Here is a 20,197-nt window from a genome sequence, read left to right as displayed (position 1 = left end):
GCTTGGGCGGATTGCATGAGCCTGGCTCGTGCGGCGACGAGGGTGCAGGCGTCTTCCAGGGTGAGTACGCCTGCGCAGTGGGCGGCGGCGAGTTCGCCGATGGAGTGCCCGGCGAGGTAGTCGGGCGTGACCCCCCAGCTTTCGAGGAGCCGGAAGAGTGCGACCTCGATGGCGAAGAGTGCGGGCTGCGTGTGTTCCGTGCGCGCCAACTGCTCTGCGTCGTCGCCCCAGATGATGTCGCGCAGTCCGGGTTCGAAGTGGTCCAGGATCGCGTCGAAGGCGGTCGCGAAGGCGGGGTAGGTGGCGTGCAACTCGCGTCCCATGCCCAGGCGTTGAGCCCCCTGCCCCGTGAAGAGGAACGCCAGGCCGCCCGGCCGTAGCGCGCTGCCGCGGATCACCGAGGACGTCGGTTCGCCGTTCGCCAGGGCGCGCAGGGCCCTCAGCCGGGTCTCGTGGTCGTCGGCGACGACCACGGCCCGCTGGTCGAAGTGGCTGCGGGTGGTGAGGAGGGAGTGCGCGATGTCCGTGGGTGAGTGGTTCGGGTCGGTGGTGACCAGGTCGAGGAGGCGGTCGGCCTGGGCGTGCAGGGCCTCGTCCGTGCGGGCCGACAGGGCCCAGGGCAGCGGGCCATCGGCCGGTGCCGGGGAGGCGGCCGCGGGCTGGTCCGGCTGTTCGAGGATGACGTGCGCGTTGGTGCCGCTGATGCCGAAGGAGGAGACGCCCGCGCGGCGCGGGCGGCCGTTCGTCTCCCAGGGGCGGGCCTCGGTGAGGAGGGAGACGGCGCCCTCGTCCCAGTCGATGTGCGAGGAGGCGGTGTCCGCGTGCAGGGTCTTGGGCAGGACGCCGTTGCGCATCGCCTGGATCATCTTGATGATGCCCGCGACACCGGCCGCGGCCTGCGTGTGGCCGATGTTGGACTTCAACGAGCCGAGCCACAACGGCTGTTCGGCCGGACGGTCCTGCCCGTACGTCGCCATCAGGGCCTGCGCCTCGATGGGGTCGCCGAGCCTGGTGCCGGTGCCGTGCGCCTCCACCACGTCGACGTCGGCGGCTTCGAGCCGCGCGTTGGCCAGGGCCTGGCGGATGACGCGCTGCTGCGCGGGTCCGTTGGGCGCGGTCAGGCCGTTGCTGGCGCCGTCCTGGTTGATCGCGGTGCCGCGGACGATCGCGAGGACCTCGTGGCCGTTCTTCTTCGCGTCGGAGAGGCGTTCCACCAGGAGCAGGCCCACACCCTCGCCCCAGCCGGTGCCGTCGGCGTCGTCGGAGAACGCCTTGCAGCGGCCGTCGGGGGCGAGCCCGCGCTGGCGGCTGAACTCGATGAACGTCGTGGGCGTGGCCATCACCGTCGCGCCGCCCGCGAGCGCCAGGTCGCACTCGCCGCTGCGCAGTGCCTGCGCCGCCAGGTGCAGGGCGACCAGGGAGGAGGAGCAGGCGGTGTCGACCGTGACCGCGGGGCCTTCGAGGCCGAAGGTGTACGCCACCCGGCCCGAGGCGACGCTCGGTGCGCTGCCGTTGCTGAGGTAGCCCTCGAAGTCGCGCGGCGCGTGCTGGAGCCGCGAGCCGTAGTCGTTGTACATGATCCCGGTGAAGGTGCCGGTCCGGCTGCCGCGCACGGCGGCCGGGTCGATCCCCGCCCGCTCGAACGTCTCCCACGCGGTTTCGAGGAGGAGCCGCTGCTGCGGGTCGGTGGCCAGGGCCTCGCGCGGCGAGATCCCGAAGAACTCGGGGTCGAAGCGGTCGGCACCGTCCAGGAATCCGCCGCGGCGGGTGTACGTGTGACCGGCCCTGGCCGGGTCCGGGTCGTACAGGGAGTCGACGTCCCAGCCGCGGTCGGCGGGGAACTCGCCGATGGCGTCGGCCCCGTCGGCGACCAGCCGCCACAGGTCCTCCGGCGAGCGCACCGCGCCCGGGTAGCGGCAGGCCACCCCGATCACGGCGATCGGCTCGTCGGCGGAGGCCACGGCGGCCACCTCCGTGCGCGCCGCGTCGTCCGTGCCGGCCAGCTCGGCGGCCAGCGCGTTCGGCGTCGGGTGGTCGAAGACCAGCGTCGCGGGCAGCCGCCTGCCGACGGCGGCGCCGAGCCGGTTGCGCAGCTCCACCGCGGTCAGCGAGTCGAAGCCCAGCTCGTTGAACGGGCGGTCGGGGTCGATCAGGGACGGGTCGGAGTAGCCGAGGACCTCGGCCGTGGTCTTGAGGACCGTCTCCAGGGGGGACGCCGAACTCGTCGCCGCGGCCGGGGCCGACGCCGTCTTGCGCGGCGCCTTGACCAGGGCGCCGAGCAGCGCCGGCAGCCGGCCTTCGGCCGCCTGCGTGCGCAGCGCGTCCGTGTCGAGCGCGGCCGCCGTGGTGACCGGCGCGGCAAGACGGGCGTACAGGCAGGCAAGGCCGTCCTCGACGGACAGTGGCGCCAGTCCGGCCGCGGCCAGGCGGGCCCGGTCGCGGTCGGCGAGTTGGCCGGCCATGCCGTTGTCGGTGTCCCACAGGCCCCACGCGAACGACGCGGCGTGCAGGCCGTCGGCGGCGCGCTGCTCGGCGAGGGCGTCGAGGAACGCGTTGCCCGCCGCGTACGCGGCCTGTCCGGCGCTGCCGAGGGTGCCCGCGATCGAGGAGAAGAGCACGAAGTGCTGGACGTCGCCGGTCAGTTCGTGCAGGTTCCAGGCGGCGTCCACCTTCGGCCGCAGCACCCGTTCGAGCTGCTGCTCGGTCAGTGCGGCGACCGTCGCGTCGTCCAGGACACCGGCCGCGTGGAACACCGAGGTCACGGGGGTGGCATCGAGCAGTGCGGCGAGTGCGTCCCGGTCGGTGACGTCGCAGGCGGCGAGGGTGACGTCGGCGCCCGACTCGGTGAGTGCGGCGGCCAGTTCGCGGGCGCCGGGGGCTTCCTCGCCGCGCCGGCTCACCAGGAGCAGGCTGCGCACCCCGTGCCGGGCCACCAGGTCGTGGGCGAGCTGAGCACCGAGGGCGCCGGTCGCGCCGGTGATCAGCACCGTGCCGTCCGGGGTGAACTCGCCCTGCTGCGGCCGCTGTTCGGCCGGGACGAGCCGGGAGACGGAGACCGAGCCGTCGCGCACGAGCAGCTCCGGCTCGTCGCCCGCGCGGGCGAGCAGCGCCGCCACCTTCTCGTACGACAGGTCCTCGTCCGGCACGTCCTGGGCGGCGTCCAGCAGGACGACCCGGTCGCGCAGCTCGGTGCGCCCGGCGCGGACGAAGCCCCACACGGCGGCGTGCGCGGTGGTGCGCGGGCCGGGGCCCACCGCCCCCCGCGTCACCACGACCAGCGGGGCCGCGTCGGTGTCGCTCGCGCTCTCGGCCGCCGCCCGCTCCTGCAGCAGGGCGCGCGTCCACTCGGCCGCCCGGTGCGCGGACCCGACGGGGTCGGTGTCCGGGAGCGGGGCGAGGGCGAGCGTGAACTCCGGTGCGGCCGCCGCGGCGTCGGGGCGCAGCGGCGCCCACTCCACCTCGTACAACGGCAGCCGGGAGCCGAGGAGTTGGGAGGCCCGCACGGTGCGGACGGTGAGCGCCTCCGCGTCGGCCACGGGCCGCCCGGCGGTGTCGGTCACCGAGACGGCGTACGAGTCGTCGCCCTGCTCGGTCAGCCGCACCCGTACGACGGTCGCCCCGGCCGCGTGCCGGCGCAGGCCCGACCAGTTGAACGGCAGCCGCACCGTGCCCGGTTCGCCGCCCGGGGCCAGCGGGCGCAGTGCCGCGTCGAGGAGGGCCGGGTGCAGGCCGAACAGGGCGGCGTCCGGCCGCAGTTCCTCGGCCAGTTCGACTTCGAGGTACGTGTCCCGGCCGCTGTGCCAGATCCCGGTGATCCCCTGGAAGGCGGGCCCGTAGTCGAGCCCGGCGTCGGCGGCGCGCCCGGCGAGCTCGGCCACGTCGACGCGGTCCCCGGCCGGCGGCCAGGCGCTCGGGAACGGCGCCGGGTCCTGACGGCCGGACGAGACCTGCCCGGTGGCGTGCCGCACCCAGGTGCCGTCGTCGGTGTCGGGGCGGGAGTGGATGCTCACGGTCCTGCGGTCGCCCTGCTCGGCGCCGCCGACGGTGATCTGGAGCCGCACCGCGCCCGACTCGGGCAGCATCAGCGGCGATTCGAGGGTCAGTTCCTCGACCGTGTCGGCACCGGCCTGTTCGCCCGCGTGCAGGGCGAGTTCGGCGAGCGCCGTGCCCGGCAGCAGCGCGCTGCCGTGCACCGCGTGATCGGCGAGCCAGGGGTGCGTACGCAGGGAGACGAGGCCGGTGAAGACCGTGCCGCCCTCGTCGGCCAGCTCCACGGCGGCCGAAAGCAGTCCGTGCTCCTGGGCGCCGAGACCGGCCGTGCGGACGTCCGCGGAGCCCGCGCCCGGGCGCGGCTCCAGCCAGTAGCGCTGGTGCTGGAACGCGTAGGTGGGCAGCGGCACTTCGCGGCCCTCGGACGGCCAGACGGCCGCGTGCCCGGTGACGTGCGCGGTGGCGGCCGCCACCGGCAGGGACACCGTCTCCGGCTGATCGGGGCGCAGCGCGGGGGACAGGCGCACCTCGGCGCCCGCGAGGACCGCGTCGGCCATGGCGGTGAGGGTGCCGTCGGGGCCGAGTTCGATGAACGTGGTGACGCCCGCGTCGTGCAGGGCCCGGATGCCGTCGGCGAAGCGGACCGCCTCACGGATGTGACGAGTCCAGTAGGCGGGGTCGGTGAGCTGCTCGGTGGTGGCGAGGCGGCCGGTGACGTTGGAGACGACGGGGATCTGCGGCTCGGCGTACGTCAGGGTCCGCGCGACCCGCTCGAACTCGGCGAGGACGCCGTCCATGTGCAGCGAGTGGAAGGCGTGGCTGACCTTCAGGAGCTTGGCCTTGCGGCCGCTGTCCTTCCAGCGCCCGGCGAGCGCGGCGACCTCGTCCCGGTCACCGGCGACGACCACGGAGTCCGGGCCGTTGACGGCGGCGAGGGACACCCCCGCCGTCAGCTCGGGGAGGATCTCCTCCTCGGTGGCCTGCACGGCGGCCATGGCGCCGCCCTCGGGCGCCGACTGCATCAGCCGGGCGCGGGCGGTGACCAGCGTGCCCGCGTCCGCGAGCGACAGCACCCCGGCGAGGTGCGCGGCGGTCAGCTCGCCGAGCGAGTGCCCGGTGAGGTGGCCGGGCGTGACGCCCCAGCTCTCCACGAGGCGGTACAGGGCGACTTCGAGGGCGAACAGGGCGGGCTGCGTGTACTCGGTGCGGTTCAGCCGGTCGGCGTCCTCGCCCCACATCACGTCGCGCAGCCCGGGGTCGAGATGGGCGAGCACGGCGTCGAAGGCCGCGGCGAACACCGGCTCGGAGTCGTACAACTCCCGTCCCATGCCCAGGCGTTGGGAGCCCTGCCCGGTGAACAGGAACGCCAGGCGGCCGCCGTCCGCGGAACCCGTGACGACGTAAGGGTGGTGGCGTCCCTCGGCCAGCGCCTCCAGCGCGTCGGGCCGCTGTGCCGGATCGCCGAGGATCACGGCGCGCTCGTCGAACAGGGCGCGGGCCGTGGCCAGGGTGTGCGCGACGTCGGCCGCGGCGGGGGCGTCGTCGGCGGTGACCGCCGCGAGGAGGCGGCGCGCCTGCTCGCGCAGTGCGTCCTGGGTCTTGCCGGACAGCACCCAGGGGGCCACCGGGCCGCCCGAGTCGGCCTCGGGCTCACGGACGTCCGTCGGCGCGGGCCGTTCGGTCTCGGGCTGTTCGAGGATGACGTGGGCGTTGGTGCCGCTGATGCCGAAGGAGGAGACGGCCGCGCGGCGCGGCCGTCCCTCGGGCTGCCACGGCTGCGCCTCGGTCAGCAGCCGGACGGCGCCCGCGTCCCAGTCGACGTGCGAGGACGGGTTGTCGGCGTGCAGCGTCCTGGGCAGGACGCCGTGGCGCATCGCCATGACCATCTTGATGACGCCGCCGACACCGGCGGCGGCCTGGGTGTGCCCGATGTTGGACTTCAACGAGCCGAGCCACAAAGGCTGTTCGGCCGGGCGGTCCTGCCCGTACGTGGCGAGGAGTGCCTGCGCCTCGATCGGGTCGCCGAGCGACGTGCCCGTGCCGTGCGCCTCGACGACGTCCACATCGGCGGTCCGCAGGCCCGCGTTGGCGAGGGTCTGGCGGATCATCCGCTGCTGGGAGGGGCCGTTGGGGGCGGTCAGGCCGTTGCTGGCACCGTCCTGGTTGACCGAGCTGGCACGCAGCGTCGCGAGGATCTCGTGCCCGTTCCTGCGGGCGTCGGAGAGCCGCTCCAGCAGGAGCTGGCCCACGCCCTCGCCCCAGCCCGCGCCGTCCGCCTCGTCGGAGAACGACTTGGAGCGCCCGTCGAGGGCGAGCCCGCGCTGCCGGCTGAACTCGATGAACGGCGCCGGGGTGGCCATCACGGTCACACCGCCGGCCAGGGCCAGGTCGCACTCGCCGTTGCGCAGCGCCTGCGCCGCCAGGTGCAGCGACACGAGCGACGAGGAGCAGGCGGTGTCGACACTGACCGCCGGGCCCTCGAAGCCGAACGTGTAGGAGACGCGGCCGGAGGCGACGCTGCCCGCGCTGCCGTTGCCGAGATAGGCCTCGAAGCCCTCGGGGGCGTCGCCCCGAAGCCGCCACCGGTAGTCGTTGTACATGATCCCGGTGAAGACACCGGTCCGGCTGCCGCGCAGCGTGCCCGGGTCGATGCCGATCCGCTCGAACGTCTCCCACGCCGTCTCCAGGAGGAGGCGCTGCTGCGGGTCGGTGGCCAGCGCCTCGCGCGGCGCGATCCCGAAGAACTCCGCGTCGAACTCGTCGGCGTCGTAGAGGAATCCGCCCTCCTTCGCGTACGCCGTGCCCTCGTGGTCCGGGTCCGGGTGGTACAGCGCCTCCAGGTCCCAGCCCCGGTTGTCCGGGAACGCGGCGACCGCGTCGACCTCGTCGGCGACCAGCCGCCACAGCTCCTCGGGCGTGCGTACGCCACCGGGGAACCGGCACGCCATCGACACGATGACGATCGGGTCGTCGTCCACGGCCGCGGACCGCACGGCGACGGTCTCCTGCCGGGCGCCCGTCACGTCGGCGAGCAGCTTCTCGGCGAGCGTGCCGATCGTCGGGTAGTCGAAGATCAGCGTCGCGGGCAGTTTCATGCCGGTCGCCGCGATCATCCGGTTGCGCAGCTCGACCGCGGTCAGCGAGTCGAAGCCCAGCTCCTTGAACGCCCGTGCCGGGTCGATGCTGTCGGACGTGGCGTGCCCGAGGACCGTGGCGACCTGGGCCCGTACGAGATCGAGGACTGCGGCCTCGCGCTGTTCGGCGGGCAGCGCGGCGGTGCGCTCCGCCCACGAGCCGCCGGAACCGGTGGCGGCCACCGACCGCTGGGCGCGGACGCGCACCAGCGAACGGAACACGGCCGCGGGCGACGACTGCGCGCGCAGCGCCGCCAGGTCGAACCGGGTCGGCACGGTGAGCGACCGGCCGAGGCCGAGCGAGGTGTCGAGCAGGGCCAGACCCCGCTCGGAGGCGAGCGGCACGATGCCGCTGCGGCTCATCCGCGCCCGGTCGGCGTCGTCCATCGCGCCCGTCATGCCGCTGGCCTGCTGCCACAGGCCCCAGGCCAGCGAGAGAGCGGCCTTGCCGTGGGCGTGCCGGTGCGCGGCCAGGGCGTCCAGGAAGACGTTGGCGGCCGCGTAGTTGGCCTGCCCGGCGAGACCGGCCACGCCGGCGATCGAGGAGAAGAGCACGAAGTGCCGTACGTCACCGGCGAGTTCGTGCAGGTTCCAGGCGGCGTCCACCTTCGGCCGCAGCACCGTGGCGACCTGCTCCGCGGTGAGGGCGGCGACCGTGGCGTCGTCGAGGACGCCCGCGGTGTGGAACACGCCGGTGAGCGGCTGGTCGGCGGGGACGGAGGCGAGGAGGGTGGTGAGGGCTTCGCGGTCGGCGGTGTCGCAGGCGGCGAGGGTGACGCGGGCGCCCAACTCCTCGAGTTCCGCGAGCAGTTCGGTGGCGCCCGGGGCGTTCGTGCCGCTGCGGCTGGTGAGCAGCAGGTGGCGGGCGCCGTGCTCGGTGACGAGGTGGCGGGCCAGGAGGCGGCCGAGGGTGCCGGTGCCGCCCGTGATCAGGACGGTCTCGTCGGGCCCGAACGGCTCGGAACCCTGCGCACCCTCAGCGCCCTCGTCGGGCTGGGCGGCACGGACGAGACGCGGGGTCCACGCCGCACCGTCGCGCACCGCGACCTGCGGTTCGCCTGCGGCGAGTACGGAGGCGAGTACGAGGTCCCGTGCATCGGCGTCGAGTGGGTCGGTGTCGACGTCGAGGGCGACGATCCGGCCCGGGTACTCGGACTGGGCGCTGCGCAGCAGACCCCAGAGCGCCGCGTGGCCGAGATCGGCGACGTCCTCGCCGTCGCGCACGGACACCGCACCCCGCGTGACCGTCACGAGCCGGGTGCCGTCGAACCGGTCGTCGCCGAACAGGCCCTGGAGCAGCGCCACCACGTCGACGACCGCACGGGTCGCGGCGGCAGGCAGCGCGTCCCTGCCGTCGATCGCGCTCGGCAGCGGCAGGAACAGCACCTCGGGCGGCTCCTCGGCGAACCGGGCGAGCTGCGCCGCGTCGGGTCCGTCGAGGAACGCCCACGAACCGGGCTCCGCGTCCGGCAGCGGGACGGGAGTCCAGTCCACCGTGAACAGGTCGTCCTGGCGCGCCCCCAGGCTGCCCGCGGCGACCGCCCGAAGGACGAGGGAGTCCACCGAGGCCACCGCGGCACCCGCACCGTCAGCGACGGTCAGCGCGAACTCGCCCTGGCCCGTCGGGGTCAGCGCCACCCGCAGCCGGGTCGCACCGGTCGCGTACAGCCGCACCCCGGACCACATGAACGGCAGCGGAATCCCGTCCGCCGTACCCGAAGCGGCCCACAGCGGGGCCAGCACCGCCGGGTGCAGCGCGGCGTCGAGCAGCGCGGGGTGCAGCCCGAACCCGGCGACGTCCGTGTCCTCGGCGAGCTCCACCTCCGCGAACAGCTCGTCGCCGTCGCGCCACAGCGCGCGCAGGCCCTGGAAGACCGGCCCGTACTCATAACCGTGCGAGGCGAGCAGCTCGTACGCGCCGGAGAGGTCGACGGCCTCGGCCGAGGCGGGCGGCCACGCGGTGAGATCGCGGGCCGGGGCCTGCTCGGGGGCCAGTTCACCGGTGGCGTGCCGGGTCCACGGGGCGTCGTCGCTGTCGCGCGAGTACAGCGCGACCGTACGCCGGTCCCGCTCGTCGGCCGCGCCGACAGCCAGCTGCACCTGCACGGTGGCGGCCTGCGTGAGCACGAGCGGCGCCTGCAGGGTGAGTTCCTCGACGGTGGCGCAGCCGACGTAATCGCCTGCGGCCAGGGCCAGTTCGACGAACGCGGTACCCGGCAGCAGCACCGTGCCCGACACGGCGTGGTCCACCAGCCACGGCAGAGCGCGGGTGGACAGCACACCGGTGAGCAGGACCGTGCCGTCCTCCGCCGCGGTCACCGCCGCCCCGAGCAACGGATGCGCCGGCGACCCGAGCCCGAGCTGCGCCGGATCGCCCCCGGCGGCCGGGGTGTTCAGCCAGTACCGCTGACGCTGGAAGGCGTACGTGGGCAGGTCGTCGGGGGGTGTGGTGCTCTGTGGCAGGTGCCAGTTGACGGGCAGGCCGTGGGTGTGGGCGTCGGCGAGGGCGTGGGGGAGGTGGTGTCCGTGGTCGCGGCGGAGGGTGGGGTGGATGGTGGCGGGGCGGTCGTCGAAGGTCTGCTGGAGTCCAATGGTGAGGACGGGGTGGGGGCTTGATTCGATGAAGTGGCGGTAGCCGTCCTGGTGCAGGAGTTCCACCGTCTCGTGGAAGCGGACCTGGTTGCGGAGGTTGGTGTACCAGTACTCGGCGGTGAGTGTGCTGGTGTCGATGGGCTGGCCGGTGACGGTGGAGTAGAAGGCGATGTTCGTGGTCTGGGGTTGGATGCCGTCGAGGGCGCTGAGGATCTGGGTGTGGATGGCTTCGACGTGGATGCAGTGGGAGGCGTAGTCGACGGGGATTTTGCGGGCGCGGATCTCCCGGTTCTCGCAGATGGCGACCAGGGCGTCGATGGCGTCGACCGATCCGGAAACGACGGTGGTGGCGGGTCCGTTGGCGGCGGCGATGTGGACGTCGCCCTGCAGCAGGGGGGTGACTTGGTCTGCGGGCAGGGGGATGGAGGCCATGGTGCCGGTGCCGGCGAGTGCGGTGATGGCTTGGGCGCGCAGGATGACGGTGCGGGCCGCGTCGTCGAGGGATAGGGCTCCGGCGGCGTAAGCAGCCGCGATCTCGCCCTGCGAGTGGCCGATGACCGCATCCGGTGTGATGCCGTGGTGCTTCCACAGTTCGGCGAGGCCGGTCATGACGGCGAAGAGGACGGGTTGGACGACGTCGACGCGTTCCAGGAGGGTGGCGTCGGCGTCGGTGAGCAGCTGGGTCAGATCCCAGTCGGTGTGCGGGGCGAACGCTTCGGTGCAGGCGCGTATGTGGTCGGCGAAGACCGGCTCGTGGGCGAGGAGGTACTGGCCCATGGCGGGCCATTGCGAGCCCTGGCCGGGGAAGACGAAGACGGTCTTGCCGTCGAGCGCGGTACCGGTGGCGAGGTCGGGGTGGGGCTGGCCCTCCGCGAGTGCCGTGAGCGCATCGGGGCTGAGGGCGATGGCGCGGTGCTCGAAGTGCGTACGGCGTTGCAGCGCGTGGGCCACGGCGAGTCGTTCGCCGTCGTAGTCGGCGAGGCGGGTGGCCGTGTCGCGCAGTGCCTGCTCGGTCTTGGCCGACACGAACCAGGGCACGGGACCGCTGCTCGCCGTGGGTTCATCGGCGACAGGCGTGGGCGCGGGCGCGGCGGGTGCCGGGGCCTGTGCTTCTTCCAGGATCAGGTGGGCGTTCGTGCCGCTGATGCCGAACGAGGAGACGGCGGCCCGGCGCGGGCGGCCGTCCGTCTCCCACGGGCGGGACTCCGTGAGCAGCGAGACGGCGCCCTGGTCCCAGTCGACGTGGGCGGACGGCGCGTCAACGTGGAGGGTCTGCGGCAGTACGCCGTTGCGGATCGCCTGGATCATCTTGATGACGCCGCCGACGCCCGCGGCGGCCTGCGTGTGACCGATGTTGGACTTCAACGAGCCCAGCCACAAAGGCTGTTCGGCCGGACGGTTCTGCCCGTACGTGGCGAGCAGGGCCTCCGCCTCGATGGGGTCGCCGAGCCGCGTGCCGGTGCCGTGCGCCTCCACCGCGTCGACGTCGGCGGCCTCGAGCCGCGCGTTGGCCAGGGCCTGGCGGATGACGCGTTCCTGCGAGGGGCCGTTCGGCGCGGCGAGACCGTTGCTGGCGCCGTCCTGGTTGATGGCGCTGCCGCGGATCACGGCGAGCACCTGGTGGCCGTTGCGCTCGGCGTCGGAGAGCCGCTCCAGCAGGATCAGGCCGACGCCCTCGCCCCAGCCGGTGCCGTCGGCCGCCTCTGCGAACGCCTTGCAGCGCCCGTCGGTCGACAGGCCGCGCTGTCGGCTGAACTCCACCAGGATGCCCGGCGTCGCCATCACCGTCGCACCGCCCGCGAGAGCGAGGCCGCACTCGCCCTGGCGCAGTGCCTGCGCCGCGAGGTGCAGGGCCACCAGTGACGACGAGCAGGCCGTGTCGACGGTGACCGCCGGGCCCTCGAAGCCGTACGTGTACGAGATGCGGCCCGAGGCCACGCTCGTCGTGTTGCCGGTGAGCAGATAGCCGTCGTACCCCTCGGCCGACTCGTGCAGCCGGGGACCGTACTCCTGGGACATGGCACCGACGAACACACCGACCGGCGCGCCCGCGAGGCCCGCCGGGTCGATCCCGGACCGCTCGAAGGTCTCCCAGGACGTCTCCATCAGGAGCCGCTGCTGCGGGTCCATCGCGGCGGCCTCGCGCGGCGAGATCCCGAAGAACTCCGCGTCGAACTCCGGTGCCTCGTAAAGGAATCCGCCGCCCTGCGCGTACGTCGTACCGCTGTGGGTGGGGTCCGGGTGGTACAGCGAGGACAGGTCCCAGCCGCGGTTGTCGGGGAACGAGGAGATCGCGTCGCGGCCCTCGGCCACGAGGTCCCACAACTGCTCGGGGGAGTCGGCGCCACCGGGGAAGCGGCAGGCCATGCCGACGACCGCGATCGGCTCGTCGCGGTCCACGGCGGACACGACCACCGGGGCTCCGGCACTCTCGGCCGAGGACAGCTCGCCGAACAGGTACTCCACCAGGGCCGCGGGCGTCGGGTGGTTGAAGAGCAGGCCCGCGGGCAGTCGCAGGCCCGTCGCGGCGGACAGGTGGTTGCGCAGGTCGACCGAGAGCGCCGAGTCGAAGCCCAGCGCCTTGAACGTGGTCGACGTGTCGATCGCGTCCGAGGTGGCGTGCCCGAGCGTGATGGTCGTGTTGGTGACGACCAGATCGCGCAGCGCCTCGCGCAGCGCGCCGTCGGTGAGCCCGGCCAGGCGCTGCGCGGCCGTCAGTTCGTCCTGCTCGGGCTCGTCCACGGGCGCAGCGGACTTCCCCACGGTGAGCGCGGGACGCGGACCGGTGGCCTCGGCGAGCCAGTGCCGCCGCCGCTGGAAGGAGTACGTGGGCAGCGCGACCCGCTCGCCCCCCACCGGCCAGTCGACGGGCAGGCCGCGCGTGTACGCCTCGGCCAGGGCCTGGAAGAGCCGGTGGCCGTGGTCGCGGCGGAGGGTGGGACGGACGCTCGCAGGACGGTCCTCGAAGGTCTGCTCCAGCCCGATGGTGAGGACGGGGTGGGGGCTTGATTCGATGAAGTGGCGGTAGCCGTCCTGGTGGAGGAGTTCGACGGTTTCGTGGAAGCGGACCTGGTTGCGGAGGTTGGTGTACCAGTACTCGGCGGTGAGTGTGCTGGTGTCGATGGGCTGGCCGGTGACGGTGGAGTAGAAGGCGATGTTCGTGGTCTGGGGTTGGATGCCGTCGAGGGCGCTGAGGATCTGGGTGTGGATGGCTTCGACGTGGATGCAGTGGGAGGCGTAGTCGACGGGGATTTTGCGGGCGCGGATCTCCCGGCTCTCGCAGATGGCGACCAGGGCGTCGATGGCGTCGACCGAGCCTGAAACGACGGTGGTGGCGGGTCCGTTGGCGGCGGCGATGTGGACGTCGCCCTGCAGCAGGGGGGTGACTTGGTCTGCGGGCAGGGGGATGGAGGCCATGGTGCCGGTGCCGGCGAGTGCGGTGATGGCTTGGGCGCGCAGGATGACGGTGCGGGCCGCGTCGTCGAGGGACAGGGCTCCGGCGGCGTAAGCAGCCGCGATCTCGCCCTGCGAGTGGCCGATGACGGCATCCGGCGTGATGCCGTGGTGCTTCCACAACTCAGCCAGGCCGGTCATGACGGCGAACAGGACGGGCTGGACGACGTCGACGCGTTCCAGGAGGGTGGCGTCGGCGTCGGTGAGCAGCCGGGTCAGATCCCAGTCGGTGTGCGGGGCGAAGGCTTGGGTGCAGGCGCGTATGTGGTCGGCGAAGACCGGCTCGTGGGCGAGGAGGTACTGGCCCATCGCGGGCCACTGCGAGCCCTGGCCCGGGAAGACGAAGACCGTCTTGCCGTCCACCGCCGCGCCCGTGGTCAGACCGGTGTGCGGCAGGCCCTCGGCGAGCGCCGCGAGCGCGTCGAGCCGGTCGTCCGACGCCGTGATCACGGCCCGGTGCTCGAAGGCCGTACGGCCTGTCGCCAGCGAGAACGCCACGTCCGCCGGGTCGAGTTCGGGCGATTCCGACACCAGGCGGCGCAGCTTGCGGGCCTGGCCGCGCAGTGCCGCCTCGGTCCTGGCCGACAGCACCCAGGGCGCGCTGACCCGGGTGGTGGCCTCGCCCGGGGCCGGCAGGGGCGCCGCCTCCAGGACGACGTGGCAGTTCGTGCCGCCCATGCCGAACGAGGAGACGCCCGCCAGGTGCTCAGCGTCCTGCGGCCACTCGGTCAACTCGGCGGCCACGCGCAGGTTCAGCGCGTCCAGGTCGATGGCCGGGTTGGGCGTCTCGAAGTTGAGGCTCGCCGGGATCTGCCGGTTCTTGAGGGCGAGGGTCGCCTTGAGCAGGCCCACCAGACCGGCGGCGCCCTCCAGGTGACCCACGTTCGTCTTCGCCGAGCCGACGAGCAGCGGCCGGTCCGAGGGACGCGCCGCACCGATCGCCGCGCCCAGCGCGGTCGCCTCGATCGGGTCGCCGACGGGGGTGCCGGTGCCGTGCAGTTCGACGTACGACACCGTGGACGGGTCGACGCCCGCCCGCTCGTACGCAAGGCGCACGACCTCTTCCTGCGCCGATGCGCTGGGCACGGTCAGACCGGCGGTGGCGCCGTCGTTGTTCACGGCGCTGCCGCGGATCACGCAGTACACGTGGTCGCCGTCCGCGAGCGCACGCTCGAGCGGCTTGAGGACCACGGCGCCGCCGCCCTCGCCCCGGACGTAGCCGTTGGCGCGGGCGTCGAAGGTGTAGGCGACGCCGTCCGGCGACAGGCCGCCGAACGCGGTCAGGCCCAGGGTGCTCTCGGGCGCCAGGATGAGGTTCACGCCCCCGGCGATCGCCACCTCCGACTCGCCGCTGCGCACGCTGTCGCAGGCCATGTGCACCGCCACCAGCGCCGACGACTGGGCGGTGTCCACGGTCATGCTGGGGCCGCGCAGGCCCAGCGTGTACGAGACGCGGTTGGCGATGACGCCCCGGTTCAGACCGGTGACGGTGTGCGGGGTGATCGCGTCGGGCCCCTGCTGGGACAGCAGAGTGGCGTAGTCGCCCGCCGTGGTGCCGATGAAGACACCGGTCCGGGTGCCGTGCAGGGTGCCCGGGAGCAGGCCCGCGTCCTCCAGGCTCTCCCAGGCCAGTTCGAGGGTCAGCCGCTGCTGCGGGTCCATCAACGCGGCCTCGCGCGGGGCGATCCCGAAGAACGCCGGATCGAAGGTGTCGATCCGCTCGAGAAAACCACCACGAGGCGGGAACATGCCGGGGTCCCCGTCGACCCAGCGGTCGGCGGGGGCCTCGGTGATCCCGCTGGCGCCGCGGCGCAGGAGATCCCAGAACGCGTGCGGATCGGGAGCCTGCGGAAGACGGCAAGAAATACCGACAATGGCGACAGCATCAGTGGGCATGAATTCCCTCATGAATTCAGCATCGGTGGCTCAACTAACCCGCCCCTTGAAAGTTGCTCGGGGCGCGGGAGAGGAGCGACTTCAATGTCCGTAGAAAGATGGACGAAGATTCCTGGATAAAGAAATGACCGCCCGGCATGGTGTGCACCTGGCAGCTCACGGCGGAGTGGTCGGCCCAGCCGGCGACCCGGTCCAGGGGCAGCAGCGGATCCTCGGCGCCCGCGAACGCGTCGATGGGGCAGGGCAGGGGGCGCTCGTCGCCCGGCCGGTGGCTCTGGCACACCAGCAGGTCGTCCCTGAGCAGGGCCAGCGCCGACTTGACCCAGTCGGGATAGGCCAGGACCAGCTCGGACATCCCCCCGATGTCCACCATCCAGCGCGCCAGTTGCTCGTCCGACAGCTTCAGCGCCTCGGTGATCGGGGCGAGCAGATGCGGTGCGGGGTAGGCCCCCACCATCAGGCGCAGCGGCATCTTCCGGCCGCGGGACGCGCGCAGCCGGGTCAGCCGGTAGGCGACGAGCGCCCCCATGCTGTGCCCGTAGAACGCGTGGGGAGCCTCGTCGAGCAGCGGGCCGAGCGCTCGGTCCAGGTCCGCCACCAGCGCGTCGATCGCGGTGAACCGCTGCTCGGCGATGCGCCGTTCACGGCCCGGCAGCAGGACCGGCAGCACGGTGACGTCGGGGCCGAGCTCCTGCTGCCAGGCCTGGAACGGTGTGGCCCCGCCGCCCGCGTGGTGGAAGCAGAGCAGCCGGGTGCCGCCGTTCCCCGCGGGGTCGGCGGCCAGATAGCTCGACACGGGATTCATCACGGACGGCCGCTCCCGCGTCACGCGTTCAGCAGCTCGGCGACCTGCTTGGCCAGGTCCTTGTCGGCCAGCATGATCCCGTGGTCCGTCGCGATGGGGATCTCCTGGGCGACGGGGACGTCGACGCCGGCGGTGCGCATCGCGTTGAGGCCGCTGAGCGGGCTGTTGGAGCTGTAGGAGACGGCGGAGCGCCACTCCTCGCGCGGGTCGATCTCACTGGCGGCGGCGAGGTAGCACAGGAAGGACTCGAAGACGCCGAACAGTTCGTCGCGGCGGGCCTGGTCGAGACCGATGCTGATCAGCGCGGGCTCGCCGAACTCCCGCATCAGCCGCATCAGTTCGTTCTTCAGCGGCACGGCCTCGGTGATCTTGTCGTAGGCCTGCTGGCCCAGCGCGCGGGCCTCCTCGATCTGGTCCGCGGTGAGCGTGTCGGTGAGGAAGCCGATGACCTTGGTGTACTGCCAGATGAGCGTCTGCGCGGTGGACAGCTCGGGGTCGAACAGCACCAACGGCGGCTGCTCGCCCTGCAGTTGGGCGACGCGCGTGGCCAGCTTCGCCGCGTAGATCGCGCCACCGCAGAAGCCCATCACCGCACGGATGCGGGGACGCTCGGACTCGATCCGGCGCGCCCAGTGCTCCACGTAGTCGGCGCCGGTCCGCTCGAGGTCGCTGCCCTCGGACGGCGGCACGGTCTCCCAGACCTCGAAGCCGGGGCCCAGGTTCGCCACCAGGTCCGAAAAGCGTGCCTCGGGACGGCCGGTGGTGTCGAAGTCGACCGCGAGCACTATTCCCTGGGAGCTCTCGTCCTGCACCAGGGTCTTCCAACCGTCTGAATCGGTCACCATTTCTCCTTGGCTGCGGGCCTTTCGAACTCGATGCAGCCTAGGACGGGGGGAACGCACCCCTGTAGCCCCTACGCCCCCTAACGGACCCTTAAAAGGCCCTGCAACACCCTGAATAGCGCCCGTCGCCGCCCCTTAGGGGTACCCGGGTGCGGCGGGGTCTTCGTATCGTCGTCCGCAAAGTGGAACTCATTGCACCAGGCGAATTCGCTCGTTCTTATCCGGCAGGGGAGGCTCAATGGGGCCCGCAGTACAGACCGGTGCCCGGTCCGCACGCGATCTTTCCAAGGCCACGCGCAAGGAAGAGGCCGTGTGGTTGCTCGAGCGGCTCGTGCCCGACGCCGCGGCCAACAACCTGGCGCTGGCCTTCCAGGTGGAGGGCAGGCTCGACGTCCCGACCCTGACCGAGGCGCTGGACATCCTGTTCCGCCGCTACGACGTGCTCCGCACCGTCTACTTCGCCACCGGCGCCGAGCTGCTGAAGGGCGTGGTCCCCCCGTCCGATTTCGCCGTCCCGATCGAGGAGTTCGACGACTTCACCGCCCCGCCCGAGGGCATCGAACCGGCGCTGCGCCCCTTCGTCACCCGCCGCTTCGTCTTCGACGGCCGCCCCCTGGCCCGCGCCGGGCTCTTCCACCACCCCGACGGCGACCTGCTCTGCCTGGCCTTCCACCACCTCGACTACGACATCATTTCCGGCACGGTCCTCGTCGAGGAACTCGTCGCGCTCTACGACGACTTGGCGGCCGGCCTCGCTCCCGCCGAGGAACTGCTCACCACCGTCCCCGCGTTCACCGAGCCCGAGCCGACCGAGGAGAGCCTCGCCTTCTGGCGCGAGCAGCTCGGCGACTTCGACCCGGCCGGTCTCGACCTGCGCTGCGGCGCCCCCGACCCGGCCGAGACGACGATGCGCGGCGACCAGGCCTTCCTCGAGCTGTCCGACGAGGCCCGCGACGTGGTCAAGCGGCTGCAGCGCGAGGTGCGCGCCCCCGAGGCCGTCGTCCTGCTCGCCGCCTACGACCTGCTGCTCGCCGCCCACGGGGCCGGACCCGACATCACCGTCGGCTCCCCGGTGAGCGTGCGCCCGCCGGACGCCCCGCGCACGGTCGGCCACCACACCAACGTGCTGCCGCTGCGGGTGTACGTCGATCCCGCGGAGGACTTCCGCACACTGGTCCGCAAGGCCCGCGACACCTACTTCGGTGCGCTGCGCCACGCGGGAGTGACGGTCGACAGCATCTCGGAGCTGGTGCCGCGGGCCGGCTCGTCCTGGCGCAACCGGCTGTGCCGCCATCTGTTCAACTACTTCCCGCAGTTGGGCATGGACGAGTTCCAGGTGGCCGGACAGCGGGCCAGGCCGATCGTCGTCGAGAACGGCTTCAGCAAGTTCGACCTGGAGTTCTTCGTCGCCTCCGCCGCCGGCCGCATCACGGTCAACGCGCGCTACTCCACCGAGAAGCTCACCGCCGCCGACGCCCAGGCGCTGCTGCAGCGCTACGAGGCGCTGCTGCTGGCGGTGGCCGAGGACGTGGAGCGCCCGGTCGGCGAGTTCACGGTGTGGAGCGAACAGGACCACGCCGTCATCGACACGGCCAACGACACGGCCCGCTCCTTCGACCCGCCGAACGTCGTCGCCGCCGTCCACCGGCACGCCCTGGAGACCCCGGACGCCGTCGCCGTCCAGCACGGCGACCGCGAGGTGACCTACCGCCAGATCTGGGACACCGCCCAGACGACCCGCGCCCGGCTGGACGAACTCGGCATCGGCGCCGGTGACATCGTCGCCCTCGCCGCCGCGCGCTCGCCCGAGCTGGTCTCCTCCGTCCTCGGCGTCTGGCTCACCGGCGCCGCCTATCTGCCGGTCGACCCCGAGCACCCGGCGCAGCGCGTGACGTACCTGCTGCAGGACTCGGGCGCCAAGGCCGTCCTGACGGACCGCGAGCTCTCCCTGCCGGGGGCCGAGGACAAGCCGAAGCTGCGGCTGACCGAGCTCGCCGAGGGTGCGCCCGCGGGCGCACCGGCCGACCCGGTGGCGATCGACCCCGAGGCCGTCGCGTACCTGATCTACACCTCGGGCTCCAGCGGCCGCCCCAAGGGCGCGCTGCTGCCGCACCGGGCCATCTCCAACATCGCTTCCGACTACACCGTGCGGATGCGGGCCACCCCCGACACGGCGACGCTGTGGATGACGACCTTCGCCTTCGACATGGCCAACCTCGAGCACTACGTGCCGCTGTACTCCGGCGGCCGCATCGTGATCGCGCCGGACGAGGCACGCCTCGACGGCAAGGTGCTGCGCGGCCTGATCGAGCGGTACGACACCCGCATCATCCAGGCGACGCCCACCACCCTGCGCCTGGTCCTCGACCACGTCGGCGACCTGCTGGCGGGCCGGATCGTCGTCACCGGCGCCGAGCCGGTGCCGGTCACCCTCGCCAAGCAACTGCTCGCCACGGGCTGCGAGGTGGTCAACGCCTACGGGCCGACCGAGACCATCACCTGGTGCACCTGGGGCGTCGTCCCCGCCGATCTGGGCGACCGGATCGACGTCGGCGGCCCGATCCAGAACATCCGGATGTTCGTCCTCGGCCCCGACGGCCGCGAACTGCCCGTCGGCGTACGTGGCGAGGTCTGCATCGCCGGGGCCGGCGTCAGCCACGGCTACCACGGGCGGCCCGAGCTGAACGCCGAACGGTTCGGGGACCACCCGCGCTACGGCCGCTTCTACCGCTCGGGCGACCTCGGGCAGTGGCTGCCGGACGGCCGCATCGAACTCTTCGGCCGGGCCGACCGTCAGGTCAAACTGCGCGGCAACCGCATCGAGTTGGGCGAGGTCGAGGCCACCCTGCTCGGCCACCCCGACGTGCGCGGCGCCGCCGTCGTCGTGGTCGGCGACCGCAGCGCCGACGGCCGCCTCGTCGCCTTCGTCGAGTCGAACGCCGACGGTGACATCGCCGACAGCGTCTGGGCGTACGCCCGCACCGAACTGCCGCGCGCCGCCGTCCCTCAGGAGTTCATCGTCGTGGACGCCCTGCCCACCAACGCCAACGAGAAGGTCGACTACCTCGCCCTCGAGGCGCAGGCGACCACCCGGGAGAACACCGTGGACGACACGGGGGTGCAGGAGGCCTCGGACGACGAACTGGTCAACCGGTTCATCGCCCTGTGGCACGAGGTGCTCGGCCGCGACGGGGTCACCGCGCAGACCAACTTCTTCACCCACGGCGGGCATTCACTGCTCGGCGCCCGCCTCGTGCAGGACGTGGAGGAGAGCGTCGGCTTCGCCGTGAAGCTCGCCGACCTGTTCGAGAACCCCACGCCCGCGGCGCTCGCCGTGCACATCCGGAACAACCGGCCGGCGGCCTGACCCACACCGGGAGCCGTACGGGGCCTGCCGCCCGGCAGGCCCCGTACGGCTCTCGTGTCCTGCCGCCGGGACGGTCGCACGGACAGGGAGGAGCCGCCACCGCGTCGCGGTGGCGGCG

4 protein-coding genes are annotated in these 20,197 nt (G+C 72.9%); 1 reads left to right on the top strand and 3 read right to left on the bottom strand.

Annotation, left to right across the window (positions count from 1 at the left end; genetic code table 11):
- From ACIBUY_RS42020 to ACIBUY_RS42010, 3 genes are all read right to left on the bottom strand, one after another.
- Positions 1-15,065: SDR family NAD(P)-dependent oxidoreductase (locus ACIBUY_RS42020; RefSeq protein WP_399155498.1), on the bottom strand; the 15,065-nt coding region annotated here is incomplete at its 3' end.
- A 34-nt stretch (positions 15,066-15,099) separates the two neighbouring features.
- Complete coding sequence (locus ACIBUY_RS42015; protein ID WP_365580712.1) at positions 15,100-15,870, bottom strand: alpha/beta fold hydrolase; 771 nt, start codon at positions 15,868-15,870, stop codon at positions 15,100-15,102.
- 20 nt (positions 15,871-15,890) lie between these two features.
- Positions 15,891-16,715, bottom strand: a complete 825-nt coding sequence (locus tag ACIBUY_RS42010) for a hypothetical protein (protein ID WP_365580708.1) — start codon at positions 16,713-16,715, stop codon at positions 15,891-15,893.
- Positions 16,716-16,950: 235 nt separating this feature from the next.
- Between ACIBUY_RS42010 and ACIBUY_RS42005 the strand changes: the two genes are divergently transcribed.
- Positions 16,951-20,079, top strand: a complete 3,129-nt coding sequence (locus tag ACIBUY_RS42005; protein WP_399155497.1) for an amino acid adenylation domain-containing protein — start codon at positions 16,951-16,953, stop codon at positions 20,077-20,079.
- Positions 20,080-20,197 lie beyond the last annotated feature (118 nt).

This window comes from Streptomyces sp. NPDC050085 (assembly GCF_044460595.1).
Lineage (GTDB): Bacteria > Actinomycetota > Actinomycetes > Streptomycetales > Streptomycetaceae > Streptomyces.
This window is presented reverse-complemented; position numbering and strand designations above follow the sequence as displayed.